Source organism: Blastococcus sp. SYSU DS0533 (assembly GCF_054050775.1).
On the sequence record NZ_JBJGZZ010000001.1, the window covers coordinates 187,606 to 213,485 of the forward strand.

Genomic DNA, 25,880 nt, shown 5'->3' on the forward strand with positions numbered 1-25,880 from the left:
GGAGCGACGGTAGGGAGCCCAGGTGGCTGCCCGGCCCAGGTGAAGTGAACGGATGGTGAACGACCGCCGAGGACTCGGACGATCTTGGGTGGTGCCGGTCACGCCCGGGGGAAGATGCGGGGTCCGGTGCAGCCCGGACGGGTGGCCGGGACGTTGCCCGGTCCTCCGGCGCGCTGGGCCCGGGACGCGACTGCGCCCCGGCATCCCCTGGGGATGCCGGGGCGCAGCCCGACCTCAGTGCGCGGCCGGGAGCCGCGCGGGTGCCACGCTGGGTCAGATCGAGCCCTTCCCCCAGGGCCCGCGGATGGCGAAGCTGACGCCCGGGGTCTGGATGTTGACGAACAGGACCTCGCCGTCGGGGCTGAAGCAGGCCCCGGCGAACTCGTTGTTCACGTCGTCCTCCTCGCCCTCGATGCTGTTCCGGGCGAAGTCGAAGATCCGGCCCTGCTCGTCGAGGCCGCGGACGAACTGCTCGCCGCCACCGTCCTCGCACAGGACCAGGCCGCCGCGGGGGCTGACCGTCAGGTTGTCCGGCGAGTCCAGCACCTCCTCGGACGGGGACTCGAAGAGCAGGATCAGCTGGCCACCGGAGCGGCCGCGGGGCCGGAACTCCCACACCTGACCGGCGCCGACGTCGCCGCCGCTGGTGGCGTTGAAGAAGATGCTGCCGCCGTCGTACCAGCAGCCCTCGAGGCGGGCGAACGACGCCCCGCCCTTGGCGAAGCCCTGGTTGAACACCGACTCCGAGGTGATGTCGGCCGGGTCCGGGTCGTCGATGGTGACCCACTCGACCTGCAGCGGCCGGCCCACCAGGTCGCCGACGCCCTGGTGGGTCTGCAGCTGCGGCTGGCCCTTCACCGCGAGCATCTGGAGCGTGCCGCCCTCGGCCAGGTACCCCGGCTTGTTGGGCAGGAAGCGGTAGAAGCCCGAGGTGTTGCCGCTGTCCTCGGTCTCGTAGACCGTCCCGTTCGCCGGGTCGACGGCCACCGCCTCGTGCGCGAACCGGCCCATCTCCCGGAAGGGGCCGCGGGAGCGCTTCCGGTCGGGGCCGTTGGCCGGCACCTCGAACACGTAGCCGTGGTCCTCCCGGAAACCGTTCTGGGTGCCGTTGATCGTCTCCTCGCAGCTCAGCCAGGAGCCCCAGGGCGTCGGGCCGCCGGCGCAGTTGACCGAGGTCCCGTTGAGGCTGATGAAGCTGTCGACCAGCGTCAGCGAACGGGTGTCGAACGTCATGGTCGTCGTCCCGCCGGCGCCCGCGACGTCGTAGGCGGTCGCAGGGTCGCCGATCAGGAGGCGGTCGTACTCGCGCTCGGCGGTGTAGTCCGCAGGCTCCTGTGACGCGTCGGTCGGGGAGTAGCCCTGCTCGTGGTTGCGGACCAGTCGGATGACGCCGCGGTGGCTCTCGGGCGTGGTGAAGGTGGCCATGCCGTCGTGGCGGCCGGGGGTGGGGTAGCCGTCGGAGCCGACCGCCGCCGGGAGGCCGAGGGCGGCGGCGTACTCGGCCGCGTGCCCGAAGGAGGCGTACTCGAACCCGGCGGGCAGGTGCAGCAGGGTCCGGCCGGTGGTCCGGTCCTCCGTCGGCTGCAGCGGGCCGTAGCCACCGTTCCCCGGGGCCTTCAGCTCCGGGCCGCGGCGGCCGGGGGCGGCGAGGGCGCCGTGCGCGCCCAGGAGCTGGGTGCCGCTGGCCAGCACGGTGCCGGCCGTCACAGCCGCGCCGCGCTGCAGGAACTTCCGTCGATCGAACGAGATGGTCATGAACCGTGTCTCCTCGGAGTGGGTCCTCGGGGCTGGTGCGACCCCAGGGCCTGACCGACGTTAGGCACGGCACGAGGCGCTCGGACGGCCCGCGGGCGAACCCTGGGACAACGGTCGGCGCCCTGGGTTCACCCGGCGGGAAAGGCGCCGACCGGTTGCCCGGCCGCCCCGCGCGCGCGGGGACGAGTGCCCCCTTGCGGGGTCGGCGGGTGTTCCCCCGGAGTTCACGCCGGCGCCCTCCCGTGCCGCATAGCGTCCAGGGCCATGACCCACCTGCTGGCGACGAGCCCCCGTGCGCCCGTCCACACCTCCCCTCCCGGGACAGGGGAGCTCCTGGCCCCGCCCACGGCCGGGCCCGGTGGCGGGCCCCGCGTGCTCGTGGTCTTCGCCAGCCGGCACGGTTCCACCAGGGAGATCGCCGCCGAGCTGGTCCGGGCGCTGCCGGGGTCGGCCCCGGGACGGAGCGGCGGGCTGTCAGCGACGCTGGCCCCGGTCGAGATGCACCCCGATCCGGCCGGCTTCGACGCCGTCGTGCTCGGGAGCGCGGTCTACGCGGGCCGCTGGCTGGAACCGGCGCGGCGGTACGTCGACGCGGTCGCCCCGCAGTTGCGCGCCCGCCCGACGTGGCTGTTCTCCAGCGGCCTGGCCGGCAACCGCCCGTGGTGCCCCGACGGCGCGGACCGCGACGCGCGGAGCCTCGGCGAGCTCACCGGAGCCCGCGGGTACCGCGCGTTCGGCGGCCGGTTGGAGCGGCGGCTGCTGTCGGCTGCCGAGCGGCGCGACTGGCCGGCCGGTGGCGCGACGGGCGACCTCCGGGACTGGCGGGCGGTACGGGGCTGGGCCGGGGAGATCGCCGAGGCGGTCGCCCGCCAGGCCGTCCCTCTCCCGGGGTAGCGCGGTGCTCAGCTCCATCGGGTGGGGCGAGATCGTCGCCCTCGCCCTGGTGGCCCTGTTCGTCTTCGGCCCGGAACGGCTGCCGGGCCTGGCGAAGGAGGCCGCCGGAGGCCTGGGGCGGCTGCGCGGCGCCGTGACCGGCGTGCGCGCTCAGCTTCACGACACCCTCGGTGAGGACTTCGACCACCTCCGGGACGTCGACCTGCGCCGCTACCACCCGAGGGCGCTCCTGCGCGAGCACCTCCTCGGGGAGGACGACGACCAGCCGCCCCGGCGGGGCCCCCGGCCGTCCTCCGGTCCCGGCTGACCCGCAGCGCCTCAGCGCGCCTGCGGCTCCAGGTGCCACCCGACGTCAACCGAGTACCGGGTGAAGCCCCGGCCCTCGTACAGCCGCACCGCCGCCGCGTTGTCCTCCTCGACGTAGAGCAGCACCTCGCCGAGGCCCCGTGCGCGCAGGTGCGCCAGCCCGAGGTCGGTGAGCGCCCGCCCGAGCCGCAGCCCCTGGGCGGCCGGGTCGACGCCCAGCACGTACACCTCGCCGACGGGGTCGGGGCCGGCGTCCCCGGCGGGGTGGACCTTGGTCCAGTGGAAACCGAGCAGGTCGCCCCCCTCGCCGGGGTCCCCGCGCCACGCCATCAGGAAGCCCTCGGGGTCGAACCACGGCTCGGCCTCGCGGCGCTCCAGGTCGGCGCGGGTCATCCGGCCCTGCTCGGGGTGCCAGTCGAAGGCGCGCGCGTTGACCCGCAGCCACGCCTCCTCGTCCCGGCCGGGGACGAAGGGCACCACCTGGACGTCGCCGGGCAGCTCGGGGCGCGGGTCGGGGTCGACGCCGGCCAGGTCGCGCCGCAGCTGCAGGAGCACCCGCGCCCGCCGGAAGCCGTGCGGGGTGAGCAGCTCGGCCGACCCGGGCAGGTCCCCGTGCGCCCAGACGTCCAGCGGCTGCCCGCCCGCGGCGTCCAGCACCCGCTGCAGCAGCGCGGTGCCGTGGCCGCGACGGCGCCGCTCGGGGTGCACCACCAGCTCGGCGGTGCCGCCGTCGAGGCGGGCGTAGCCGGCCAGCGCGCCGTCGGCGTCCCGGACCGTGAGGTCCTGCCCGTCGGCGGAGCCGTGCCGGAGGCGCAGCTCGGCCTCCTCGGAGACGGGGCGCACCCCGTCGGCGGCGCCGGCGGCGCGGAGCAGGTCGAGGACGCCGGGGACGTCGCGTTCGTCGATCACCGGCCCATCAGACCAGTTCGGCGCCCGCCCCGGCGTCGGCGGTCGCCGCGCGGTCCTCGGCCGCGGCCCGCGCGGTGGCGTCGGCCACCTGCTGGTCGAGCTTGTAGCCGACGTTGCGCACGGTCCCGATCAGCGCCTCGTGCTCGGTGCCGAGCTTGGCGCGCAGCCGGCGGACGTGGACGTCGACCGTCCGGGTGCCGCCGAAGTAGTCGTAGCCCCAGATCTCCTGGAGGAGCTGCGCGCGGGAGAAGACCCGGCCCGGGTGCTGCGCCAGGTACTTCAGGAGCTCGAACTCCTTGTAGGTCAGGTCCAGCGGGCGGCCGCGGAGCTTGGCCGAGTAGCTGTGCTCGTCGATCACCAGCTCGCCGGCCTGGGTGAGCCCGCCGTCGCCGCCGTCGGCCGGGGTGGCGGCGGCCAGGCGCCGGGCGGTCGCCCACTTCAGGCGGGCGTCGACCTCCGCGGGACCGGCGGTGTCGAGCAGCACGTCGTCGACGCCCCAGTCCGCGGAGAGGGCGACCAGCCCGCCCTCGGACAGGACGGCGACCAGCGCGGCGGCGACCCCGGTCGAGGAGAGCAGCCCGCAGAGGGTGCGGGCCTGGATGAGGTCGTAGCGGGCGTCGACGAGCACGACGTCGCCGGAGTCGCCGTCGAGGAGGCTCGAGAGCTCCGGGGCCACGACGCGGACCTGGTGGCCGAGCAGCCCCAGGGCGGGCAGGACCTCGGTCGTCGCCTGGCGGGCGGCGGTCATGAGCACGAGTCGCATGTCGTCTCCTCAGGGGTCCGGGGCCGGCGGGTGCCGACCGGACCTGCGACGGCGCTGTCGAGGTGAGAGGGAAGGATAGCCGACGTCCTCGCCGGACCGGCCCATCGCGGGCAGGGCGTCCTCGTCGGGTGAGCCCCGGGCGCCGGACATCCCGGTCGTGGAGCGGGTGACCCCGCTCGTCGAGCGGATCGGGCGGCGGGCTTCTGAGACGATCGGGCCGTGAGCTCTGCAGCGGTCCCGTCGACGACGCCGGCCCGCCCGCACCACGTCCCGGCGGCGGGCCTGGCCGTCGTCGCCGCGGGCCTGGTCGCCGGACTGCCGCCGCTGGTCGGCGAGGTCGGGGCCCTCGCCGCCGTGCTCGTGCTCCAGCTGGCGCTGGTGCTCTCCTGGGTGCTCGCCACGGGGATGCAGGGCTTCGCCGCGTCGCTGGCCGTCGGCACGGCCGCCGCCGTGGCGGCCGATCTCGCGCTCGTGCTGCCCGAGGACCCGGTGCTGGGCGGGCTCCTCGCCGTGCTGGGCGTCGGCTTCCTCGCCGCCGTGCTGCAGCAGATGCTCCGCACCCCGCGGGAGGCCCTGGTCGACTCGCTGGCCGGCTCCGCGGTCCTGCTCGCCGCCGTCGGCGCGCTGGCGGCGCTGCTCCTGCTGGGCCGCGCCGACGGCGGCGGCCTGACCACCACCGCCCTGGTCGCGGGGGTCGCGCTGGTCGTCGGCCACCTGGTCGACCGGGTGCTGCCGCGACCCCAGCTCGCCCCGGGCGTCCCGCGCGGTCTGCTCGCCGTGGTGCTCGCGGTCCTGGCCGGCGCGGCGACGGCGTGGGCGGTCCGCGACCTGGCCGAGCTCGGCGCGCTCCGCGCGCCGGCCGTGGGCGCCGTCGTCGCCGGGGTGGTCGCGCTGGTGGCCGTGGCCGGCAGCTACCTCGCCGTCGAGACGACGACCGAGGGCGAGGCGGAGGCGCTCTCCCCGTGGGCGCCGACCGTGGTGCAGGTCGTGCTGCCCTTCGCCGCCTGCGCACCGGTGGGCCTCGCGCTGATGACCGCCCTGTGAAGGCCGCCGCGGTCGTCCTGCTGCTGCTCGTCGTCACCGGTGTCGTCCTCGACCGGGTGGCGGTGGGCTTCGCCGAGCGCGAGGTGGCCGGGCAGCTGGCGGCCCAGGACGCGCTGGCCGGCGCCCCGGACGTCGACGTCCGCGGCTTCCCCTTCCTCACCCAGGCGTTCGCCGGGCGCTACGAGGAGGTCCGCATCTCGCTGACCGCCGACGACCTGGGACAGCCCGAGGGCACCCGCGCCGACGTGACGCTCCGGGGCGTGCACCTGCCCCTGTCGGCGCTGCGGGCGGGCACCGTGGCGGAGGTGCCGGTCGAGCGCATCGACGGCACCGCGACGCTCTCGTACGAGCTGCTGGCCGGGGAGCTCGGCGCGGACACCACCCTGCAGCGCGAGGGGGACGGGCTGCGCATCACCCGCACCGTCGACGTGCTGGGCCGCACGTTGCCGCTCACCGCGGCCGGCACCGTCTCGCTCGACGGCGACGCGCTCGTCATCGACGTCGAGCGGGCGTCCGGGGTGGGCGTCGACGTCCCGCGCATCCTCGTCGAGCGCGCCACGGACCTGCTGGACCTGCGCTACCCGGTGGAGCTGCCCTACGGGCTGCGGCTCACGGAGGTGGCCCCGCAGGCGGACGGCGTCGCGGTGCGCGCGGTGGCCGAGGACGCCGTCCTCGCGGCGGAATAGCGCCGCGGCCCCGCCGGGTTGTGCGCACGGGGTGCCCGGCGAGCGGAGGAGGACCAGGTGGACGCTGCGGCGGTGTTCGACCGGCTCGGCGTGCGCCCGGCGGAGGCGGACCTGACCGTCGTCCAGTTCTCCACGGCGTTCTGCCGTCCGTGCCGCGCCACGAGGGCCAGGCTGGAGCAGTTGCGGGTGGGCCGACCGGGGCTGGCCGCCGTCCACGTCGACGCGGAGAGCCACCTGGACGAGGTCCGCGAGCTCGGTGTCCGGTCGACGCCGACGTTGTTCTACCTGGACCGGGACGGACGCCTGGTCGGCCGCAGCACCGGGGCTCCCCGGCCGGCGGACCTGGCCGCCCTGGTGGATGCGCACGTGGGTGGCCGGGCGGGGGGCCCGGCGTGATCGGCTACCCTCGCGCCGTGGGCATCCTGCTGACCTCGCGCCGCGCAGTGGACCTGTGCCGCGTCGGCAGCTGCCTCTGTCCCGCCCTCTGAGGGCGGCACCGCGCCGTCCAGACGCGCTCTCCGCGCCGTCGGGATGCCCTTCTCTCCCGTGAGTTCCGCGCTGCGAGCGATCCGCGTCGTCCCGCTCCACCCGAACGACCGACCGCACACACCGATCACCCGGAGGACCACCACCATGAGCCGCAACGACGTGCTCGTCACCGTCGACTGGGTCCAGGAGCACCTGGGCCAGCCCGGCATCGTCCTCGTCGAGGTCGACGAGGACACCACCGCCTACGACGGCGGCCACATCGAGGGCGCCGTCAAGCTGGACTGGAAGAAGGACCTGCAGGACCCGCTGCGCCGCGACTACCTGGACAAGAGCGCCTTCGAGGAGCTGCTCTCGAGCCGGGGCATCGCCAACGACGACACCGTCGTGCTCTACGGCGGCAACAACAACTGGTTCGCCGCCTACGCGTACTGGTACTTCAAGATCTACGGCCACTCCGACGTCAAGCTGATGGACGGCGGCCGCAAGAAGTGGGAGCTGGACGGCCGCCCGCTGTCCAAGGACCCGGTCGAGCGCCCGGCCACGCAGTACAAGGCCTCCGAGCCGGACCTGTCGATCCGCGCGTTCCGCGACGAGGTCGTCGCCTCCATCGGCTCCAAGAACATCGTCGACGTGCGCTCGCCCGACGAGTTCTCCGGCAAGATCCTGGCGCCCGCCCACCTGCCCCAGGAGCAGTCGCAGCGGGCCGGGCACGTGCCCACCGCGATCAACATCCCGTGGAGCAAGGCGGCCAACGAGGACGGCACGTTCAAGTCCGACGAGGAGCTGGCCAAGCTCTACGCCGAGCAGGGCTACGACGAGAGCAAGCCGACCATCGCCTACTGCCGGATCGGCGAGCGCTCGAGCCACACGTGGTTCGTGCTGCGCGAGCTCCTCGGCAAGACCGACGTCAAGAACTACGACGGCAGCTGGGTCGAGTACGGCTCGCTCGTCGGCGTCCCGATCGAGAAGTGAGCTGACATGTGCGGAGCGCCCAAGCAGGGCGGTGTCCTCGACGGCATCGACCTGAGCACGCAGACGGTCATCCAGGGCTCGGTGTGGCACGACGGCGCGCCGGTGGCCGGGGCCTACGTCCGGCTGCTGGACTCGACCGACGAGTTCACCGCCGAGGTCGTGACCAGCCCGGAGGGCGAGTTCCGGTTCTTCGCCGCGCCCGGGCCGTGGAAGGTGCGCGCCCTGGCCGCGGTCGGCAAGGGCGAGCGCACCCTCTCGGCCGAGGTCGGTCTGAACGAGACCACGATCGCGATCTCGTGAGGACCGCGTTCTCCTGAACGCTCGCGAGCTCGCGGCGAGCCCCTGAACGGGGCCGAGAGCTCGCGGACGACGGCCCGTCTCCCCCGGGGGAGGCGGGCCGTCGTCATCCCCGGCGGCTCAGGTCAGGCCCGGCGGCAGCCGGTTCGGCCCGGCCTCGGCGGGCCGGGGGCGGTCCTCGGGGAAGGCGCGCACGGCGACGATCGCGACGTCGTCGGCGCCGGGCTCGGGCACCAGCCGGCTCAGCACGGTGTCCAGCAGCTCCTCCAGCGGCGTCGAGCCGAGGTCGCGCAGGGCGTCGCGGAGCCGCTCGATCCCTTCGTCGAGGTCGATGTCCCGGCGCTCGACCAGCCCGTCGGTGACCAGCAGCAGGGTGTGGCCGTCGGGCAGGTCGACGGACTGGTCGCTGCGGGGTGCATCCGGGTCGATCCCGAGCATGAGCTCCGGTCTGCTGGTGAGCATCGTGACCGAGCCGTCGGGAGCCAGCAGGACCGGCGGCAGGTGCCCGGCATTGCTCCAGCGCAGCAGCCGGCGCCCGGCCACCGGCACGTCGGGGTGCCGCTCGATGCGCGCCAGGACCGCTGTGGCGAGGGTGGAGACCGCCAGCCCGCGGGCGGCGTGCTCGACCCGCGTCAGGGTCGCCGCCGGGCCGTCCTCCTCGGCGTAGGCGAGGGCGCGCAGCAGCCCGCGGAGCTGCCCCATCGCCGCGGCGGCGCTGCTGTCGTGGCCGACCACGTCGCCGATCACGAGCATCGTGGCGCCGTCCGGCTGGAGGAAGGCGTCGTACCAGTCGCCGCCGACCTGCGCCTCGTGCGCGGCGGGGCTGTAGCGGACGGCGATCTGCAGGTGGTCGGGCTCCGGCGGCGGGGTGAGCAGCGACTGCTGCAGCCGGTCGGACAGCGCGCGGTCGGCGGCCGCCCGTGCGGCGAGCGCCTCGAGCTCCGCGGCCTGCCGCTGGGCCGCCAGGCGGTCGGTGAGGTCGCGGAAGGAGACGACCACACCGGTGTGCACGCCCTCCTCCAGGGTGGGGACGACGATCATCTCGACCGGGACCGGGGTGCCGTCCTTGCGCCAGAGGGTCTCGTGCTCGGCGACGATGGTGCGGCCGGTGCGCAGCGCCTCCCAGACCGGGCACTCCTCGCGGGGGTACTCGGAGCCGTCCGGGCGCCGGCCGTGGACGAGGGCGTGCTGGTCCTGGCCGAGCTGCTCACCGGGCCGGTAGCCGGTGAGGCGTGCCGCGGCGGGGTTCAGGAACTCCACCCGGCCCTCGTTGTCGAGGCCGTAGATCCCGTCGGCGACGTTGGCCAGCACGCGCTCGGTGATCGCGAGGGCGCGGGTGAGCTTGGCCTCGGTCTCGCGCAGCACCTCCAGGTCCCGGGCGCGCGCGGTGGCCACCTGGCGCAGCGTGGTGGCCTCGGTCCCGGCGGCCCGGGCCTCCGCGGTGAGCCGCTCGGCGTGCAGCCGGTCGGTGATGTCCATGCCGGTCACCAGCAGGAACTGCTGCCGGTCGCCGTCGGGCACCAGCTGCATGGTCAGGTCGGCGGTGCGGCGCCTCCCCTCGGCGAGGAAGAAGCCGGTGACCGCCCGGACCGGTGCGCCCCCGGCGGCGACCTCCAGGCACCAGTCGCGCACCCGGGTGCCCACTGCCGGGTCGCCGGACCACCAGCCGGCCTCCCAGAGGGGGCGGCCCAGCTGCTCGCGGCGGTCGAAGCCGCAGCCTTCCACGGCCAGGCGGTTGGCGGTCAGCAGCGTCCCGTCGGTGTCGCAGACGGCGGCGAACATGAACGTCGACTCGTGGAGCACGGCGTACCACGACGGCGTGCCCGGGAGCGCCTCGGCGTCCGGGGTCGGCGCGGTGCCGCGGCCGGCCTCGGCCATCTCGATGACTGCTCCTCCCGCCCCGTCCCGCCGTCCGGGGTGCGCCCAGCCTGCCGTACGACCCCCGGCCGGCACCAGCGACCCCGGCTGTCGGGTCCGCCTCACCTGCACCGGGGCGGTCCCGCGCGCGACGGGGCGCCCGCCCCGGCGGGATGCCGGAGCGGGCGCCTCGGGTGGTGCGGTGAGTTCAGCCGCAGAGCCCCTCGGGGATGGAGGTCATGCACCGGTTCCTGTCGAAGTCGACGTCACCGGTCCCGTCCCAGTTGATGTCGGCCGGCTGGTTGCCCTTCGCCTTGTTGCGCTCGACCTCACCGCTGGGGTCGAAGCCGGGCGCGAGGACCTCGGGCAGGGAGTTGGTCGAGAGGACGACGATGCCGCCCTCGAGCAGGCTCGCGGCGTCCGACCTGTTGTCGCGGACCGTGTTGTCGCGCACGCGGAAGTCCTGCGCACCCACCAGCGCGATGCCCGCGCCGCTGAGGGCCGGGACCCCGTCCTCGGCGTTGCCCTCGCAGACCTTGTTGTTCGCCGAGACCTCGTTCTTCCGCAGTTCCCAGTCGGTGACCGGCCCGGGGGCTCCGGCGAGCAGCAGCACGCCGACGCAGTTGCCGACGGCGACGTTGCCCTGCATCTTGCCGACGCTGGCGTTCCGGTAGAAGTAGCCGAGCTCGTTCTTCGCCGAGTAGTTGCCGCGGACGTCGGCATCGGCGTGCTCGCTGTCCCCGACGTAGAAGCCCGCCTCGGCGTTGCCGGTGGACTTGTTGCCGCGGAACGTGGTGCCCTCGGTGACGAAGCTCGCGGCGCCGTACCCGCCGTTGTCGGTGAAGCGGCTGTCGCTGACCTCGAGGTCCTTCGTCGCGAGCGCCACCAGGCCGTCCCCCGTCGCGCCGGTGACGGTGACGCCGCGGACGCTGACGCCGGTGACGCGGTCGACCGCCTCGAAGGTCTCGGGATCGACCTCGCCGAGGATGCAGATGCCGGACACGCGGTCGGTCTCGGGGTCGTCGAAGGTGTCGCACGCGGTCGAATCCGCGCCGGCGGGCGCGATGACCGCGCGGTGGCCGAGCAGCGTGATGCCGTCCTTCTGGATGGTCACCGACTCGTGGTACGTGCCGGGCGGGATGCGGATCGTGTCACCCGGCTTCGCGGCGTCCACCGCGGCCTGGATGCTGAAGCCGCCGTGCGGGCCGGGCTTCCGGCCGTCGTCCGCGGCGGCCGGTCCGGCTACCGCCAGTGTGGCGAGGGTGGTGGCGGACGCCACCGCCAGGAGGCGTGCTCTGCGCATGTGCATGGGTGCTCCCCGGATGCGGGCCCCGGCCCCCCGGTTGGCGGACGTCGGTGTCCGCCGCCGCGTCGCCCTGAGGACGGCCAGACTGCCCCCGGCCCGGGTGGCACGGAAACCCCCGATTCCGGGGGTCGGCGCCCACCGCGGCCGGTCAGAGGCCCAGGCCGGCGGCGAGCTCCCCCATGGCGCGGTCGAACCAGCGGTCGGTGTCCAGCACCGACCCCACCAGGTGGCCGAAGAGCTCGAAGCTGATCGTGCCGAACAGCGCGCTCCAGGCCAGCAGCGCCCGCACCCGCACTGCCTCGTCGAGGGCCGGGTGCTCCCCGCCCAGGATCGCGACGGCGTCCTCGCTGATCAGCGCGGGGTCGCGTTCGCCGGCCGCCTCCGGGAGGGCGCCGGACCGCGCCGCGTCGCCGAGGATGCGCCCGAGGACGAGGCCGGCGCGGGCGGCGGCGGGCACGGTGTCGGCGGGCGCCCGGTAGCCCGGCACGGGGGAGCCGTAGAGCAGGGCGTACTCGTGCGGGTGTGCCCGCGCCCAGTCGCGCACCGCTCGGCAGACGGTCAGCCAGCGCATCCGAGGGGGGTCCCCGGGCACGTCGGCCGCCTCGGCAGCGGCGCCCAGGTCGTCGTACGCGTCGATGATCAACCGCGTCAGCAGGTCGTCGCGGCTGGGGACGTAGCGGTAGACGGCCGAGGAGGCCATGCCGAGCTCCCGCGCGACGGCCCGGAGGGACAGCCCGGCCGCCCCGACCTCGGCGAGCTGCCGGCGCGCGGCGTCGGCGATCTCGGCGGTGATCTCGGCGCGGACGCGCTCGCGAGCGGTGGGCATCGGGCCAGGCTGCCTCATCGGAGCGCTGCACGCAAACGAGAGCACCGCTCTTGACAGCCGCGGCAGGAGGCGCGAGCATCAGTCCGCATCGAGAGCACCGCTCTCACTCCGACCTTCGGGAGCACCTCATGGCACTGCACGTCGTCGTCGGCAAGGGGCCGGTCGGCCTGACCACCGCCCGGGAGCTCCGGGACCGCGGGCACGAGGTCCGCGTGCTGTCCCGGTCCGGCGGGGTGTCCGCGGACGGGATCGAGCACCGGCAGCTGGATGCCGCCGACCCGGCAGCCCTCGCCGGTGCTGCGCGCGGGGCCGCCGCGCTCTACAACGCCGTCAACCCGGCCTACCACCGGTGGGCGACCGACTGGCCGCCGATCGCCGATGCGCTGCTCACCGCCGCCGAGCGCACCGGCGCCGTCCTGGTGACCATGTCGAACCTCTACGGCTACGGCCGTCCGGAGGGCCCGATGACGCCGCGGTCACCCCTGACCGCCACCGACACCAAGGGTGTCGTCCGGGCGCGGATGTGGGCCCAGGCGCTCGCCGCCCACGAGGCCGGGCGGGTGCGCGTCACCGAGGCCCGGGCCGCGGACTTCGTCGGGCCGCAGGTGCCGCCCGCGCAGTCCCACCTGGTGCGCCAGCTGCCCGCCCTCCGGCGCGGCCGCACCGCCTGGGTGATCGGCGACCCGGACGCGCCTCGCAGCTGGGCCTACCTCCCCGACGTGGCGACCACGCTGGTCACCCTGGGTACCGACGAGCGGGCGCTCGGCCGGGCGTGGCACGTGCCCAGCGGGCCCCCGCGCTCGCAGCGCGCCGCCCTCACCGACCTCGCGACCGCCCTGTCCGCCCCGGCCCCCACCGTGCGCGGCATCCCGTGGGCGGTGCTGCGGGCCGCGGGTCCGGTGTCCCCGCTGGTGCGCGAGGTGCTCGCCGTGCGGCACCAGTTCGACCAGGAGTACGTCATCGACGCGGCGGAGACGACGGCGACCTTCGGCCTCGCCCCGACCCCCTGGGCCGAGGTGGTCGCCGCGACCGCCGGCCGGGCACCGGCGGCCGCCTGAGGCCGGGTCGCGGCGCCGTCACTACGGTGGTCGCCATGGTCTCTGCCTGGCTCCTGGTCACCCTGACGGCGTCCTCCGCCGTGGCGCTGGGCTACGGCGCCGTCCGGCTCTCCCGCGGACCGAAGGCCGGTCGGCGGTGAGCGCGCCGACGGAGCTGCCGGTGCCCGACACCGCCGACGTCCGCAGCGGCCCGGAGGTCTCCCCGGACCTCCTCTCCGTGCTGCCGCTGCTGGGGGAGTGGCACGGCGAGGGCATCCTGAGCGGTGCCGTGGCCGGTTCCGACCATGACCTCCGGTTCGGCCAGTGGATCCGCTTCGCCCACGACGGCCGCGGGTTCCTGGCCTACGAGTCGCGCACCTGGCGGCTCGCCGACGACGGGAGGATCGTCGGGCCGGACGTCCGGGAGTCGGGCTTCTGGCGGCCCCGCGGTGAGGACGACGTCGAGCTGCTCGTGGCCAGCCCGGAGGGGCTCGTGGAGATCTACGTCGGCACCGCGCGCACCACGACCAGCTGGGAGCTCACCAGCGACGTGCTCGCCCGCACGCCGGACGCCCCCGACGTCACCCGGTCGGTGCGCCTGTACGGCATCGTCGAGGGGGCGCTGATGTACGCGATCGACCGCGCGGTGGGGGAGCAGCCGCCGCGCCCGGTGATGTCGGCCCGGCTGGAGCGCCTCCGGTGACGGCGCCGTCGTCCGCCCGGCCCACCACTCCCCGGCAGGTCGCCGATCGCTACGTCGACGCCGTCTGCGACCTGGACCCGATCGTCGCGACCTCCCTCGGGGTCCGTCCGGGCGACGACCGGCTGCCCGACGTGAGCCCCGCCGGGCTCGAGGCGGAGGCCGCCCTGGCCCGCGCCACCCTGGCCGAGCTGGACCGGGTGCAGGCGGCCGACCCGGCGCTCGACGACGACCCGGTCGAGCGCCGCTGCGCCCGCCTGCTGCGGGAACGGCTGGGCGCGGAGCTGGCCGTGCACGAGGCGGGGGAGGGGTTCCGGTCCCTCAACAACCTGTTCAGCCCGCTGCACGCGGTCCGGCAGGTGTTCATGCTCATGCCGGCGGCGACGGAGGAGGACTGGTCCGTCCTCGCCCGCCGGCTCGCCCGCGTGCCGGAGGCCTACCGGGGCTACCGCGAGACGCTCGCCGAGGGGGCGCGCCGCGGCCTGCTCGTGGCCCCCCGGCAGGTGCGCACCGTCCTGGCCCAGCTCGACGAGTGGTCGAGCGGGCCATTCTTCGGCTCGTTCGTCGCCACCGGGCCCGAGGCGCTGCGGGGCGAGCTCGCCGCGGCCGCCCGTGCCGCGGACGAGGCGGTGGTGGAGGTGCGGGACTTCCTCCGAGACGGGTACGCCCCGCGCACCGACGGGACGCCGGACGCCGTCGGCCGCGAGCGCTACGCCGTCGCCGCTCGCCGCTGGACCGGTTCGGACCTGGGTGCCGGTCGCGGGCTCGAGGAGGCCTACGCCTGGGGCTGGGCCGAGCACCGGCGGATCCTGGCCGAGCAGCGCGTGGAGGCGGAGCGGGTGCAGCCCGGTGCGACGCCGCTGGAGGCGATGCGCCGGCTCTCCCTGGAGGGCCCCGCAGTGGAGGGCGTGGAAGCGATCCGAGACCGGCTGCAGCAGATGATGGACGAGGCGATCGCGGCGCTGGACGGGACGCATTTCGACCTGGCGGAACCGGTCAAGCGGGTGGAGGCGATGATCGCCCCGCCCGGGAGCGCGGCCGCCCCGTACTACACCCGACCGGCGCACGACTTCTCCCGGCCTGGCCGCACCTGGCTGCCCACGCTCGGGCGCACCCGCTTCCCGCTGTGGGACCTCCTGTCGATCTGGTACCACGAGGGCGTCCCGGGCCACCACCTGCAGCTCGCGCAGTGGGTGCACGTGTCCCGGCAGCTGTCGACCTACCAGACGTCACTGGGCTCGGTGGGTGCGAACGTGGAGGGGTGGGCCCTCTACGCCGAGCGGCTCATGGACGAGCTCGGCTACTTCGCCGACCCCGGGGAACGGCTGGGCTTCCTGGACGCCCAGCAGCTGCGCTCGGTGCGCGTGGTGATCGACATCGGCATGCACCTGCGGCTCCCCGTGCCGGACGACGCCGAGGGCGTGCTGGCCGGGCACCGCGGCCGGCCGTGGACGCCCGAGCTGGCCCGCGTCTTCCTCGGCGAGCACTCGGGTGCGGAGGTCGCCTTCCTCGACAGCGAGCTGGTGCGCTACCTCGGTCTGCCGGGGCAGGCGATCAGCTACAAGCTCGGGGAGCGGGCCTGGCGGGACGGGCGGGCGGCCGCCGAGCGGGCCCGTGGGGCGGGCTTCGACCTCAAGGCGTGGCACATGGCCGCGCTGTCGCAGGGGTCGCTGGGCCTGGACGACCTCGCCGGCGAGCTCGCGCTGCTCTGACGGTCAGCCCCGAGCGGGCAAGGGGTTCACCGGGTCGTCGGCGTGGCCGACCCGGTCCTCCGCCGCGCTCGGGCAGACCTCCAGCCCGGGCGTGGAGAGCAGCTCGGCGATGCAGGCGGCGCTCCCGCCGACGTAGGTGCTCATCAGGTCGATGTCGGTGGCCACGACCCACGAGCGGTCGGCGGGCCACCACAGGTTGGCGCTCTGCTCCCACGGCTCGGGGGCGAGGTTGCGCACCGCGTCGCCGACGGAGCCCCGCACCAGCACGGCGTCGCGCCCGCGGGGCATCGGCAGGGTCGCCACGCCCCGCAGCGCGGCGGTGTCGGGACCCAGCCCGGCCCAGCGGCCCAGCAGGCACTCGCCGGGGGTGCCCGTGTGGCGGGCCAGCACGGCCGCCATGCGCGCGGCGACGGTCGTGGGCAGGTGCCCCTCCGCGGGGGCCCCGTCCCAGTCGGGGGGCTGGCTGTCCTCGGCCAGGTACTCCCAGCCGCCCGTCACCGACGGCCACTGCACCAGCGGGTGGGCCACGGCGCCGTTCAGCGCGGCGACGGCGGCCCAGGTCACCTCGACGTCGGCGTCGCCCTCGTAGCGGTAGGCCGGGTGCAGCACGCGGGCGTAGGCGGGGAACAGCGGCGGCACCAGCGAGGCGACCGTGCCCCAGGGGGATCGGGCTACGGCCTCGGCGATCCAGGTGCCGACGGAGACGTCGGTCTCGACGGGCAGACCGCCGAGCTGCACGCACGCCTCCTGGGGACGGACAACCCCCGGGCTGCTCCGCGGCGCTCCGCTGGGGAGCAGCACGCGGGCCGACTGGACAAATGTCGGCGGCCCGGGGGTCGGGTGACTGTCCGGTTCTCGCTCGCCGCCGTGCGACGGACGGGCGATCATGCCGTCGTTCGCACTGTCGTACGAACGGGCGGCCCATCTGGACGGCGGCTAGCGGACAGCCACCTCACGAGTCCTGTAGCTCAGCAAAGTTACGGACCACCTCCCTTCTCGTGTGCCACGACGGTACGTCCGCGTGCAGGCCGAGCGCCAACGATTTCCGTCCGCTCTCGGCGAACACCCGGTGGTGGGTGCGACCGCCGCCGGCGTGTCCGCCCCGGTCAGCCCCCGCTGCCCGGGCCGAGGGTGCGCCCGGGCGGGCGGGAACCCTCCCACCCCGGGTCGTGCTCGGCGCGGTCGTCGACGGTCTCGTACCCCGGTCGGGGGCCGTCGTGGTCCCCGGCGGCGTCCGTCGCCGTGCGCCCGGGCGGGGGGGCACCTTCCCAGGCCGGGTCGTGCTCGGCCTCGTCGTCGACCGTCTCGTAGCGCGGGTGCGCGGCGCCCTCGCCGAACTCGTCGGTGGCGGCGGTGGCGCCGGGGCCGGGCGGCGGCGTGGCCGCGCGGTCCGCGGGGCGCCCGGGCCGGTCGTCGACGGTGTCCCAGGCGTCGGGGATGCCGTCGCGGTCGGCGTCGCTCATCTCGTGGAGGTACATCGCCTTGTAGCGGCGGTTGCGCAGCCGGAGGATCACCGCGGCGAGCAGGGCGGCCAGCAGGGTGCCGAACAGGATGCCGACCTTGGCGTGGTCGTAGCTCTCGCTCTCCGCGCCGTAGGCGAGCTCGGTGATCAGCAGCGAGACGGTGAAGCCCATCCCGCCGAGGAGCGCCAGGCCCACCACGTCCGGCCAGCCCAGGTTCTCGTCCAGCTGCGCCCGGGTGAAGCGGGAGACCAGCCAGGTGGCGCCGGTGATGCCGATCGCCTTGCCGGCGACCAGCCCGACCATGATGCCGATGGCGATGCTGTCGCCGAGGGACTCGCCCAGGCCGGAGAGCCCGCCGATGGCGACGCCGGCGGAGAAGAAGGCGAAGACCGGGACGGCGACGCCTGCCGACAGCGGCCGGATGCGGTGCTCGAAGTGCTCGGCCATGCCCGGCCCGGCGTCGGGGCCGCCGGCGGCGTCGCTCCGGACGACCGGGACGGTGAAGGCGAGCAGGACGCCCGCGACGGTGGCGTGCACGCCGGACTCGTGGACCAGCACCCAGGTGACGGCGGCCAGCGGCAGCAGCAGCCACCAGGACCGGATCCGCTTCTGCACCAGGAAGCCGAACAGGGCCAGCGGGATCAGGGCCAGCAGCAGCGGCGTGACGGCCAGCGAGGCCGTGTAGAAGATCGCGATGATCGTGATGGCCAGCAGGTCGTCGACGACGGCGAGCGTCAGCAGGAAGGTGCGCAGCGCGCTGGGCAGGTGGGTGCTGATGACCGCCAGGACGGCGAGCGCGAAGGCGATGTCGGTCGCCGACGGGATGGCCCAGCCCGCGAGCGCCCCCTCCGGGCCGCCCAGGTTGAACAGCACGAAGAACAGCGCCGGGACGACCATGCCGCCGACGGCGGCGGCGATGGGCAGTGCCGCCCGGCGGGGTTCGCGGAGGTCGCCCGCGACGAACTCCCGCTTGAGCTCCAGCCCGGCGACGAAGAAGAAGATCGCCAGCAGGCCGTCGGCCGCCCAGGTCCCGAGGGTGAGGTCCAGGTGCAGCGACGCCGGGCCCACCCGCGTGTCGCGCAGCGCCTCGTAGCTCTCCGACCAGGGCGAGTTCGCCCAGATCAGGGCGATCGCCGCACCGATCAGCAGCAGGGCGCCACCGACGGTCTCCTTGCGGAGGACCGAGGCGACGCGCTGCGCCTCGGTCCAGGATCCCCGCCCGAAGAGGCGGGTGGGGGCGGAAGTCGTCACGGGGCGGCTCCGGGGGACGGGGTCGGGTGGGGACGTGCCCTCGACGGACACGCTGCCGACCAGACTTCCCGGCGCACCTCCTGCTCACGCTACCCGGCGAGCAGTTCCCTGACCCGGGGTGAGAGCCCGCCGTCGCCGCGGGGGACGCCGTCGAGGGTGTGCACGTGGACGGCGCCGCGCACCCCGGAGAGCAGCCAGACGGCATCGGCCGCGTGCAGGTCGTCGACCGTGCCGGGCGTCGAGGCGGTGGGCCAGCCGGCCGCCCGGGCGGCGGCGAACAACCGCGCCTGGGTGGTACCGGCGAGGATCCCGCTCTCCACCGGTGGCGTGTGCAGCGTGCCCCCAGCGGCCCAGACGACGGTCGAGGTCGGGCCCTCGAGCACCCGGCCCTCCAGGCTGGTGAGGACGACGTCGTCGGCGCCGAGGGCGTGCGCGTGCCGCTGGGCGGCCATGTTCACCGCGTAGGAGAGCGTCTTCGCGCCGCCGAGCAGCCAGGGGGCGCCCGCCCGGAAGTCGGCGGGCACCCCGAGGCCGAGGGTCACCACCGCGACGCCCTCCGCGCGCTGGCGCACCGCCTCCCGGGGCACCGGCGCGAGCAGCGCCAGCGCCGTCGGGGGCGTGCCCTCGCCGAGCCCGCGGGTGAGCAGCAGGCGGCACACGCCCTCGACCTCCGCCGGCCAGCCGGCCAGCGCCGTCCCGACCAGGGCCCGCCAGGCGGCGTCGCCGGGGTCGGTCAGCCCGAGCAGCTGCGCGGAGCGGCCCAGCCGGGCCAGGTGCGCATCGAGGTGGGGGGTGCGCCCGCCGACGACCGCCACGGACTCGAAGACGCCGTCCCCGCGGCCCAGGCCCAGGTCGAAGGCGGTCACCACCGGCTGGTCCGCGGCGACGGGTACCGCCGCGCCGTCCCGCCAGACCGCCACCCTGCGCTGCTGATCCACGCGCGCCAGCCTGCCGTACCCGGGGAATAGGCTCGCGTCATGGGGACCGACGACGTCGCCGCGCCGCTCGCGGAGCAGCTTCGTGCGCGCGGGCTGCGCCTGACCCCCCAGCGCGCCCGGGTGCTGGCCGCGGTGGCCGCGCTGGCGCACGCCACCCCGGAGGCGATCGGTGCCCGGCTGCGCGAGGAGGCCGGCCCCGGCGGGAGCGCCCCCGACACCTCGACGGTCTACCGGACGCTGGAGCTGCTCGAGCGGCTCGGGCTCGTCTGGCACACCCACCTGGGGCGCGGCGCGCCGGTCTACCACGCCGCCGAGCGCCCCCACCTGCACGTCGTCTGCAACTCCTGCGGGGAGATCTCGTCGGCGGCGCCCGACCTGCTGGACGGGGCGGCGGAACGTCTGGCGGCCGAGCTGGGTTTCACCGTGGACGTCGGCCACGTCGCCCTGTCGGGTACGTGCCGCGCCTGCAGCGACCGCGCCGGAACGGAGACCCCATGACCACGCCCTCGCCCCTCCTCGCCCGCCCCGGGGCGGTCGCCGTCGAGCCGGGGCCGGAGGCCACCCGCACCGTCGCGGCGCACTACGGCGACCCGCTGCGCGAGCAGCGGCTGCTCGCCGAGGGCGCCGGCCTGGTCGACCGCAGCGACCGGGACGTGCTCGCGGTGCCGGGCGCCGACCGCCTCTCGTGGCTGCACAGCATCACCAGCCAGCACGTCGCCCAGCTGGCCGACGGCGCGGGGAGCGAGGCCCTGGTGCTGAGCCCCCACGGGCACGTCGAGCACCACCTGGTCGTCACCGAGCTCGCCGGCACGACCTGGGCCGACGTCGAGCCGGGCGCGGGCCCCGCGCTGCTGGCCTTCCTGGAGCGGATGCGGTTCATGCTCCGGGTGGAGCCGCGTCTGGCCACCGACGACCTGGGGCTGCTGTCGCTCGTCGGCCCGGGCTCCGCCGCGGCCCTGGCGGCGGCCGGGCTGCCGGTGCCCGCGGAGCCCTACGCCGTGGCGCCCCTCGGCGAGGGCTGGGTGCGCCGCATGCCGGCGGTCGGCGACGGCGCGGCCGTCGTCCACGACCTGCTGGTCCCGCGGGTGGGGATCGACGCCCTGGCCGACCGGCTGGGCGTCCCCCTCGCCGGCGCCGCGGCGTACGACGCGCTGCGCGTGGAGGCCCGGCGGCCCCGGTTCGGCGTCGACAACGACCACCGCACCATCCCCAACGAGCTCGAGTGGCTGCGCACCGCCGTCCACCTGGACAAGGGCTGCTACCGCGGGCAGGAGACCGTCGCGCGGGTGCACAACCTGGGGCGCCCGCCGCGCCGCCTGGTGCTCCTGCACCTCGACGGCGTCAGCGAGGACCTGCCGGCGCCCGGCGAACCGGTGCTGGCGGGCGCGCGGGCGGTCGGCCGCGTGGGCAGCGTGGTGCGGCACCACGAGCTGGGCGTCGTCGCCCTGGCCCTGGTCAAGCAGTCGGTGGCCCAGGACGCCACGCTCACCGTCGCCGGCTCCACCGCAGCCATCGACCCCGACGACGCGCCGCCGGCGCTCGACGACACCCAGGTGGCGGCGCGGAACCGGGTCCGGGCCGTCCGGTCTGGGACGATCGGCTGAGCGCGCCACGAACGCCCCGCTCCCGGGTGGGCAGGCCGGGGCCGCTGACCTACGCTCCGCCCAGCGCCCGCCGCTGACCACCGCCGATCCCCCCGTCGGGCATCCCGCACCTGGAGGCCACCCGTGAGCCCGAAGCCGTCCCCCGCCGGGGGTGCCGCCGTCGACGCGCTGCTGGACCCCGCGTTCCTGGAGGGCGCCGTGCGCCGGCCCATGGGGGACGTGCGGCGGCTGCGCCGAGACGCCGAGCAGCAGGAGGTCAACCTCTCCTACACCCGGCGGCTGCTGCAGGGGCGCCTGGACATCGTGCGGCGGGAGCTGCAGCGGCGGGCCGAGCACGACGGGCGTTCGCTGGTCGACCTGCTGCCGGAGATCCTCGCCGAGAAGGGGCGCGGCCCCGCGCACGGCCTGGGCCGGCACCAGACGGTGCAGCCGGCCGACCCCCAGGAGTACGAGTCCTGGGTCCACTCGCTGACCCCCGGGGCCGACCTCTCGGCGATCACCGAGCTCTCCGACGCCGAGCTCGAGGCGGCGGCCCGGTCGCTCGCCGAGGCCGAGAAGGGCCTGTCGGAGCGCCGCCGCGGCGTGCAGCAGGTCATGGACGGGCTCGCGGCGGAGCTCGGTCGCCGCTACCGGGACGGCGAGGCCGACGTCGCCGCCCTGCTCGCCGACGAGGGCCGCCACTAGGAGGGCCACGCCTCCGCCATGCCTCGCACGCCCGGCATGGGACCCTGGGGCGTGGCCGTTCCAGCACCTCACCAGGCTCCCGGTGGTCCCCGCAGCTCCCCCTGGCCGGACAACCCGGTGCTGGTCGAGGTGCACCGCTCGGGCTTCCTGGAGTCGGTGCACCGGGGCTCGCTGGTGGTGCTCGACGCCGCGGGCGGGGTGACCTTCGCCGCCGGTGCGGTCGACCGCCCGACGCTGCCCCGGTCGTCGAACAAGCCGGTGCAGGCGACGGCGCTGCTCGCGGCCGGCTGGGCGCCGCGCTCGGGCGAGGAGCTGGCCATCGGCGCCGGCTCGCACCTCGGCGAGGACGGGCACCGGGAGCTCGCCGCGAGCATGCTCGCCGCCGCCGGTCTCGGCCCCGACGACCTGGGCTGCCCGCCGGCGCTGCCCTCGCACGAGGGGACGAAGGCGGCCTGGCTCGCCGCCGGCCGCGCGCCGGAGCGGCTGGCCATGAACTGCTCGGGCAAGCACGCCGCGATGCTGGCCGCCTGCGTGGCGGCCGGCTGGCCGACGGAGGGCTACCTGGCGCGCGAGCACCCCCTGCAGCAGGCGATCGAGGCGCGGCTGGGCGAGGCGGCCGGCGAGCCGGTCGCGGCGGTCGTCGTCGACGGCTGCGGGGCGCCGCAGCACGCCCTCTCGCTCACCGGGCTGGCCCGCGGGGTCCTCTCCCTCGTGCAGGCCGCTGAGGGCTCCCGCGAGCGGGCGGTGGCCGACGCGATGCGGGCCCACCCGTGGTTCGTCGCCGGCAGCGGGCGGGAGGACACCGATCTCATGCGCGCGGTCCCCGGCCTGCTGGTGAAGGGCGGTGCCGACGGCGTGCACGTAGCGGCGCTGCCGGGTGCGGGGGCCGTGGCGATCAAGCTCGACGACGGCGGGGACCGCGGGCGGACGCCGGCGCTCACGGCGGGGCTGCGCCGGCTCGGCGTCGCCCCCGAGGTGCTTGCTCCCTGGGCGCGCACGCCCGTCCCGGGTGGCGACGGCGTCGTCGGCGAGGTCCGCGCGTCCGCAGTGCTGGAGGGCTGACCAGGGCTCCCCGGTGTGGTCGTCATCACGTCCGGGTGCTAGCCGCTCCGCTTGCAGGAGCTAGCACCCGGGGTTAGCGTCGAGGACGTGCAGACCCCGGGTGAGTTCGTCCGCGAGCAGGTGACCTCCGTCCGTTCCACGGTGGACCGGGTCGCCGACTCCGTCGCCGACGCGTCCGGCGTCACGGCGGTCAGCTCGTCGGTGGGCGACTTCATCCGCGAGCAGCGCAACGCCGCGCGGGTCTCGCTGCGCGAGCTGGCCCGCACCGCCGGCGTCAGCAACCCCTACCTGTCCCAGGTGGAGCGGGGCCTCCGCAAGCCGTCAGCGGAGATCCTCGCGTCGATCGCCCGGGGCCTGAAGATCTCGGCCGAGACGCTCTACGAGCAGGCGGGGATCCTCGACCGGCGTTCCGGCAACCCGGACACCGTGGCGGCGATCCGCTCCGACGACGCGCTGTCCGAGCGGCACAAGGCCGTCCTGCTCGAGCTCTACGAGACCTACGTCCGTGAGCACCGGGCCTCGTCCCCGGCCGCCAGCTGACCACCCCCCATCTCCCACTCCCGAGGAGTCCGGCATGACCCCCACCCAGACCGTGAAGCAGTACGGCGAGTTCGCCGTGGCCCAGGGCCGCACGCTCGCCGAGCAGGCCCGCACCCCGCTGCTCGCCTTCGTCGGCGCCGGTGACCTGGCCGTCGAGCGCGCCCGCACCGTCGTCGCGCAGTTCCGCAGCACCGCCGAGGCGCTGCCGGGCGAGGCGCAGGTGCAGGCCGACCTCGCCGTCAAGGAGGCCCGGACCCGGGCCGCCGAGGCCGCCGGCACCGCCCGCACCACGGCGCACCAGCTGGCCGTCGCCGCTCGTCCGGAGGCGCTGCGCAGCACCGTCGCCGGCCTGGTCGAGACCGCCCGCACCCAGGCGATCGCCACGGTCGAGACGCTGGCCGAGCGCGGTGCCGTCGTCGTCGAGGACCTGCGCCGCCAGCCCGGCGTCCGGCGCATCGTGCGCCGCGCCGAGCAGGCCGTCGACACCGTCGAGGAGCGGCTCGAGGACGCCATCGAGGACGGCGCCGAGGCCGTCGTCGAGGCCTCCAACGAGGTGACCTCGGTGGCGCAGAAGACCGCCGCCAAGGCCACCAAGGTCGCCGCGAAGGCCGAGGCCGAGGTCGAGGACGCCGCCGACGCCGCCAAGGCCACCGCGGAGGAGGCCGCCGCCCCCAAGCGCCGGACCGCGGCCAAGAAGACGACCTCGGCCGCCCGCAAGTCGCCGGCGAAGGCCACCTCGGCGCGCGTGACCCGTGCCCGCACGGCCAAGCCGGCCGACCCGACCGCCGTGCCCGCCAAGAAGAGCTGACGGCACGGCCCCACCGACCAGGGCCCCGGAGCTGCGACCAGCGCTCCGGGGCCCTGTCGCGTCCGCCCACCGCCGTCCCGGGCGGGTCGGACGCTCGACCGGCCCGGTGCGGGGCGGGCCACGAGTAGGCTCGCGGGCATGGGTCTGTTCGACGGGTGGCTGCTGCTCGGCCTCTACTGGGCGTCCCTGGGGCTGACCGCCTGGGCGTTCGTGGACGCCCTGATTCGGCCCGCCGCCGGGTACGTCGCCGCCGGCAAGCTCACGAAGCCGGGCTGGGCGGCGATCACCGGCCTGGCCCTGCTGGTCATCTTCTGGCAGAAGACCCCGCTGTCGCTGCTGGGCCTGCCCGCCGTCATCGCGGCGATCGTCTACCTGGTCGACGTGCGCCCCGCGGTGGGCGGGATGCGCCGCGACAACACCTGGTAGCAGCCGGCCCGGTTCAGTACCGGTCGTCGGCCGGCATGAGCACCCACAGCAGCAGGTAGGCGACGAACTGCGGGCCCGGGAGCACGCAGGAGACCACGAAAGCCACCCGCAGCCCGCTGCGCGAGAGCCCGTAGCGCCGGGCGATGCCCGCGCAGACGCCGGCGACCATCTTGTGGCGGGTGTCCCGGCGGAGCCGGTACGGCGAAGGTGTCGTCATGCGGCCAGCCTAGGGTGGTGAGCCGGCTCCGACCGGTCGTGCGGTCAGCGGCCGAACACGCCGGCCGGCGGCTCGGGCGAGGGCTCGGCGCCGGCGTCGGGCACCGGCCGGGCGTCGCCCGCGAACCGGTCGAGGTCGTCACCGTCCACGACGCGCGACGGCATCGGGTCGCGGGCGCAGGCGCGGCTGAGCTCCGCCAGCGGCAGCTCCGCGTCGGACGCGACGGCGACCAGGTTGCCGAACCGCCGGCCCCGGAGGGTCCCCGGCTCGGCCAGCAGGCAGACGTGCCGGAAGGCCGTGCGCAGCGTGGCGACCTGGCCGCGGGCGAAGCGCAGCGGGGGTCCGTCGGCGACGTTGGCCGCGTAGACGCCCCCGGGCCGCAGGGCACGCGCGACCGCCGCCGCGAACTCGACGGTCGTCAGGTGGGCCGGGGTCCGGGCGCCGGCGAAGACGTCGGTGACGACGACGTCCGCGCTGCGCGGGTGCAGGGCGGTGAGCGCCTCCCGGGCATCGGCGGCCCGCACCCGCACGCGGGCCGACCGCGGCAGCGGCAGGTGCTCGCGCACCAGGTCGGTCAGCGGCTGGTCGATCTCGGCCACCCGCTGGCGGGACCCGGGGCGCGTGGCGGCCACGTAGCGGGGGAGGGTCAGCGCCCCGCCACCGAGGTGCACGACGTCCAGCGGGGCACCGGGCTCGGCGGCGGTGTCGAGCACGTGCCCGATGCGCCGCACGTACTCGAACTCCAGGTGCGCCGGGTCGGTCAGGTCGACGTGCGACTGCGGGGTGCCGTTCAGCATCAGCACCCACGAGCCGTCCCGGTCGGCGTCGGCGAGCAGCTCGGCGGTGCCGCCGTCCACGGCGACCGGCCCCGGCGGTGTCCTCACCGGCGCCCCGTCCCTGCCCGGCACCCGGCCGTCCCCGCGCTCATCCGCGTCATGGTCCCACCGGGAGGAGTCCGGGCGCCCGGGTGGCTACCGTCCCGTTCGTGCGCCGGGTCCGCCTCTCCTCGCGGGAGATCACCGCCTTCGGCAGCCACGGCGTCTCCATGGTGTCGCCCGCCCGGGTGCTCGAGCCGGTGCCCGGCTTCGGGGTGCACCTGGCGACCTTCGCGGCCGGTGCGGTCGTGGGCCGGCACGAGACGCGCGTCTGGCAGCTGTTCGCGGTCGTCTCCGGGGCGGGCTGGGTGGCCGGCACGGACGGCGTCCGGGTGCCGCTGGCCGCCGGGGACGCCGTCCTGTGGGAGCCCGGGGAGCTGCACGGGAGCGGGTCGGACGCCGGGATGGTCGCCGTGGTGGTCGAGAGCCCGGTGGTCCCGGTACCGGACGGGGGCTGAG

29 protein-coding genes are annotated in these 25,880 nt (G+C 75.9%); 18 read left to right on the top strand and 11 right to left on the bottom strand.

Translation table 11 applies throughout. From position 1 onward, the window contains the following. Positions 1-273 precede the first annotated feature (273 nt). Positions 274-1,755, bottom strand: a complete 1,482-nt coding sequence (locus ACI79W_RS00940) for a PhoX family protein (protein ID WP_456560212.1) — start codon at positions 1,753-1,755, stop codon at positions 274-276. 264 nt (positions 1,756-2,019) lie between these two features. On the opposite strand from ACI79W_RS00940, the gene ACI79W_RS00945 reads away from it, so the two are divergent. Beyond that, a complete protein-coding gene (locus tag ACI79W_RS00945; RefSeq protein ID WP_456560213.1) occupies positions 2,020-2,649 on the top strand; it encodes a flavodoxin domain-containing protein in 630 nt (209 codons plus the stop codon). Positions 2,650-2,653: 4 nt separating this feature from the next. Continuing rightward, positions 2,654-2,956 (top strand): twin-arginine translocase TatA/TatE family subunit, encoded by a 303-nt coding sequence (locus ACI79W_RS00950; protein ID WP_456560214.1) that lies wholly within the window; start codon positions 2,654-2,656, stop codon positions 2,954-2,956. 11 nt (positions 2,957-2,967) lie between these two features. On the opposite strand, the gene mshD is transcribed toward ACI79W_RS00950, so the two are convergent. Continuing rightward, a complete protein-coding gene (mshD, locus tag ACI79W_RS00955; RefSeq protein ID WP_456560215.1) occupies positions 2,968-3,864 on the bottom strand; it encodes a mycothiol synthase in 897 nt (298 codons plus the stop codon). 7 nt (positions 3,865-3,871) lie between these two features. Beyond that, entirely contained in the window at positions 3,872-4,627 is a 756-nt protein-coding gene (locus ACI79W_RS00960; RefSeq protein ID WP_456560216.1) for a winged helix-turn-helix transcriptional regulator, read from the bottom strand. Between the two features lie 219 nt (positions 4,628-4,846). Between ACI79W_RS00960 and ACI79W_RS00965 the strand changes: the two genes are divergently transcribed. From ACI79W_RS00965 to ACI79W_RS00985, 5 genes are all read left to right on the top strand, one after another. Continuing rightward, positions 4,847-5,671 (top strand): hypothetical protein, encoded by an 825-nt coding sequence (locus ACI79W_RS00965; RefSeq protein WP_456560217.1) that lies wholly within the window; start codon positions 4,847-4,849, stop codon positions 5,669-5,671. After that, positions 5,668-6,357, top strand: a complete 690-nt coding sequence (locus tag ACI79W_RS00970) for an LmeA family phospholipid-binding protein (RefSeq protein WP_456560218.1) — start codon at positions 5,668-5,670, stop codon at positions 6,355-6,357. Before ACI79W_RS00965 ends, ACI79W_RS00970 begins: the two co-directional genes overlap by 4 nt. Before the next feature lie 57 nt (positions 6,358-6,414). Next, the gene (locus ACI79W_RS00975) at positions 6,415-6,753 is read left to right on the top strand and encodes a thioredoxin family protein (protein WP_456560219.1); all 339 of its coding nucleotides are present in this window, start codon (positions 6,415-6,417) and stop codon (positions 6,751-6,753) included. 237 nt (positions 6,754-6,990) lie between these two features. After that, a complete protein-coding gene (locus tag ACI79W_RS00980) occupies positions 6,991-7,818 on the top strand; it encodes a sulfurtransferase (protein WP_456560220.1) in 828 nt (275 codons plus the stop codon). 6 nt (positions 7,819-7,824) lie between these two features. After that, positions 7,825-8,118 (top strand): DUF1416 domain-containing protein, encoded by a 294-nt coding sequence (locus ACI79W_RS00985; protein ID WP_456560221.1) that lies wholly within the window; start codon positions 7,825-7,827, stop codon positions 8,116-8,118. A 117-nt stretch (positions 8,119-8,235) separates the two neighbouring features. Here the strand turns inward: ACI79W_RS00985 and ACI79W_RS00990 are convergent, their stop codons facing one another. From ACI79W_RS00990 to ACI79W_RS01000, 3 genes are all read right to left on the bottom strand, one after another. After that, complete coding sequence (locus ACI79W_RS00990) at positions 8,236-9,993, bottom strand: SpoIIE family protein phosphatase (protein ID WP_456560222.1); 1,758 nt, start codon at positions 9,991-9,993, stop codon at positions 8,236-8,238. Positions 9,994-10,180: 187 nt separating this feature from the next. Further along, complete coding sequence (locus ACI79W_RS00995) at positions 10,181-11,275, bottom strand: right-handed parallel beta-helix repeat-containing protein (protein ID WP_456560223.1); 1,095 nt, start codon at positions 11,273-11,275, stop codon at positions 10,181-10,183. A 151-nt stretch (positions 11,276-11,426) separates the two neighbouring features. Further along, entirely contained in the window at positions 11,427-12,104 is a 678-nt protein-coding gene (locus ACI79W_RS01000) for a TetR/AcrR family transcriptional regulator (RefSeq protein ID WP_456560224.1), read from the bottom strand. Positions 12,105-12,232: 128 nt separating this feature from the next. On the opposite strand from ACI79W_RS01000, the gene ACI79W_RS01005 reads away from it, so the two are divergent. The 3 genes from ACI79W_RS01005 (at position 12,233) to ACI79W_RS01015 (ending at position 15,553) form a co-directional block, all read left to right on the top strand. After that, complete coding sequence (locus ACI79W_RS01005; RefSeq protein ID WP_456560225.1) at positions 12,233-13,162, top strand: NAD-dependent epimerase/dehydratase family protein; 930 nt, start codon at positions 12,233-12,235, stop codon at positions 13,160-13,162. 136 nt (positions 13,163-13,298) lie between these two features. Then, positions 13,299-13,844, top strand: a complete 546-nt coding sequence (locus ACI79W_RS01010) for an FABP family protein (RefSeq protein WP_456560226.1) — start codon at positions 13,299-13,301, stop codon at positions 13,842-13,844. Next, entirely contained in the window at positions 13,841-15,553 is a 1,713-nt protein-coding gene (locus tag ACI79W_RS01015; protein ID WP_456560227.1) for a DUF885 domain-containing protein, read from the top strand. Before ACI79W_RS01010 ends, ACI79W_RS01015 begins: the two co-directional genes overlap by 4 nt. Positions 15,554-15,556: 3 nt before the next feature. On the opposite strand, the gene ACI79W_RS01020 is transcribed toward ACI79W_RS01015, so the two are convergent. The 3 genes from ACI79W_RS01020 to ACI79W_RS01030 form a co-directional block, all read right to left on the bottom strand. Beyond that, entirely contained in the window at positions 15,557-16,291 is a 735-nt protein-coding gene (locus ACI79W_RS01020) for a hypothetical protein (RefSeq protein ID WP_456560228.1), read from the bottom strand. 368 nt (positions 16,292-16,659) lie between these two features. Further along, positions 16,660-18,267: a Na+/H+ antiporter NhaA gene (gene nhaA, locus ACI79W_RS01025; RefSeq protein ID WP_456560229.1), complete on the bottom strand. Its 1,608-nt coding sequence runs from the start codon at positions 18,265-18,267 to the stop codon at positions 16,660-16,662. Positions 18,268-18,356: 89 nt separating this feature from the next. Beyond that, positions 18,357-19,205: an aminotransferase class IV gene (locus ACI79W_RS01030; protein ID WP_456560230.1), complete on the bottom strand. Its 849-nt coding sequence runs from the start codon at positions 19,203-19,205 to the stop codon at positions 18,357-18,359. A 39-nt stretch (positions 19,206-19,244) separates the two neighbouring features. On the opposite strand from ACI79W_RS01030, the gene ACI79W_RS01035 reads away from it, so the two are divergent. The 7 genes from ACI79W_RS01035 to ACI79W_RS01065 all read left to right on the top strand — a co-directional run bounded on the left by ACI79W_RS01035 (position 19,245) and on the right by ACI79W_RS01065 (position 24,329). Then, positions 19,245-19,703 carry a Fur family transcriptional regulator gene (locus ACI79W_RS01035; protein ID WP_456560231.1) on the top strand — a complete coding sequence of 153 codons (459 nt, stop codon included), beginning with the start codon at positions 19,245-19,247 and terminating at the stop codon, positions 19,701-19,703. Further along, complete coding sequence (ygfZ, locus tag ACI79W_RS01040) at positions 19,700-20,809, top strand: CAF17-like 4Fe-4S cluster assembly/insertion protein YgfZ (RefSeq protein ID WP_456560232.1); 1,110 nt, start codon at positions 19,700-19,702, stop codon at positions 20,807-20,809. The genes ACI79W_RS01035 and ygfZ overlap by 4 nt, the downstream gene beginning before the upstream one ends. Before the next feature lie 123 nt (positions 20,810-20,932). After that, a complete protein-coding gene (locus ACI79W_RS01045) occupies positions 20,933-21,493 on the top strand; it encodes an RsiG family protein (RefSeq protein WP_456560233.1) in 561 nt (186 codons plus the stop codon). A 117-nt stretch (positions 21,494-21,610) separates the two neighbouring features. Next, positions 21,611-22,555: an asparaginase gene (locus ACI79W_RS01050; RefSeq protein WP_456560234.1), complete on the top strand. Its 945-nt coding sequence runs from the start codon at positions 21,611-21,613 to the stop codon at positions 22,553-22,555. Between the two features lie 87 nt (positions 22,556-22,642). Further along, positions 22,643-23,095, top strand: coding sequence for a helix-turn-helix domain-containing protein (locus ACI79W_RS01055; RefSeq protein WP_456560235.1), 453 nt, complete (start codon positions 22,643-22,645; stop codon positions 23,093-23,095). Positions 23,096-23,129: 34 nt separating this feature from the next. Continuing rightward, positions 23,130-23,903 (top strand): hypothetical protein, encoded by a 774-nt coding sequence (locus ACI79W_RS01060; protein WP_456560236.1) that lies wholly within the window; start codon positions 23,130-23,132, stop codon positions 23,901-23,903. 138 nt (positions 23,904-24,041) lie between these two features. Continuing rightward, the gene (locus ACI79W_RS01065; RefSeq protein WP_456560237.1) at positions 24,042-24,329 is read left to right on the top strand and encodes a DUF2516 family protein; all 288 of its coding nucleotides are present in this window, start codon (positions 24,042-24,044) and stop codon (positions 24,327-24,329) included. A gap of 13 nt (positions 24,330-24,342) precedes the next feature. Here ACI79W_RS01065 and ACI79W_RS01070 read toward each other — a convergent pair whose 3' ends face one another. Together ACI79W_RS01070 and ACI79W_RS01075 are read right to left on the bottom strand one after the other, a co-directional pair. After that, positions 24,343-24,546, bottom strand: coding sequence for a PspC domain-containing protein (locus ACI79W_RS01070; protein WP_456560238.1), 204 nt, complete (start codon positions 24,544-24,546; stop codon positions 24,343-24,345). Positions 24,547-24,590: 44 nt separating this feature from the next. Next, a complete protein-coding gene (locus ACI79W_RS01075; RefSeq protein ID WP_456560239.1) occupies positions 24,591-25,430 on the bottom strand; it encodes a spermidine synthase in 840 nt (279 codons plus the stop codon). A 101-nt stretch (positions 25,431-25,531) separates the two neighbouring features. Here ACI79W_RS01075 and ACI79W_RS01080 point away from each other — a divergent pair, with 101 nt between their 5' ends. Next, positions 25,532-25,879: a cupin domain-containing protein gene (locus ACI79W_RS01080; RefSeq protein WP_456560240.1), complete on the top strand. Its 348-nt coding sequence runs from the start codon at positions 25,532-25,534 to the stop codon at positions 25,877-25,879. Position 25,880 lies beyond the last annotated feature (1 nt).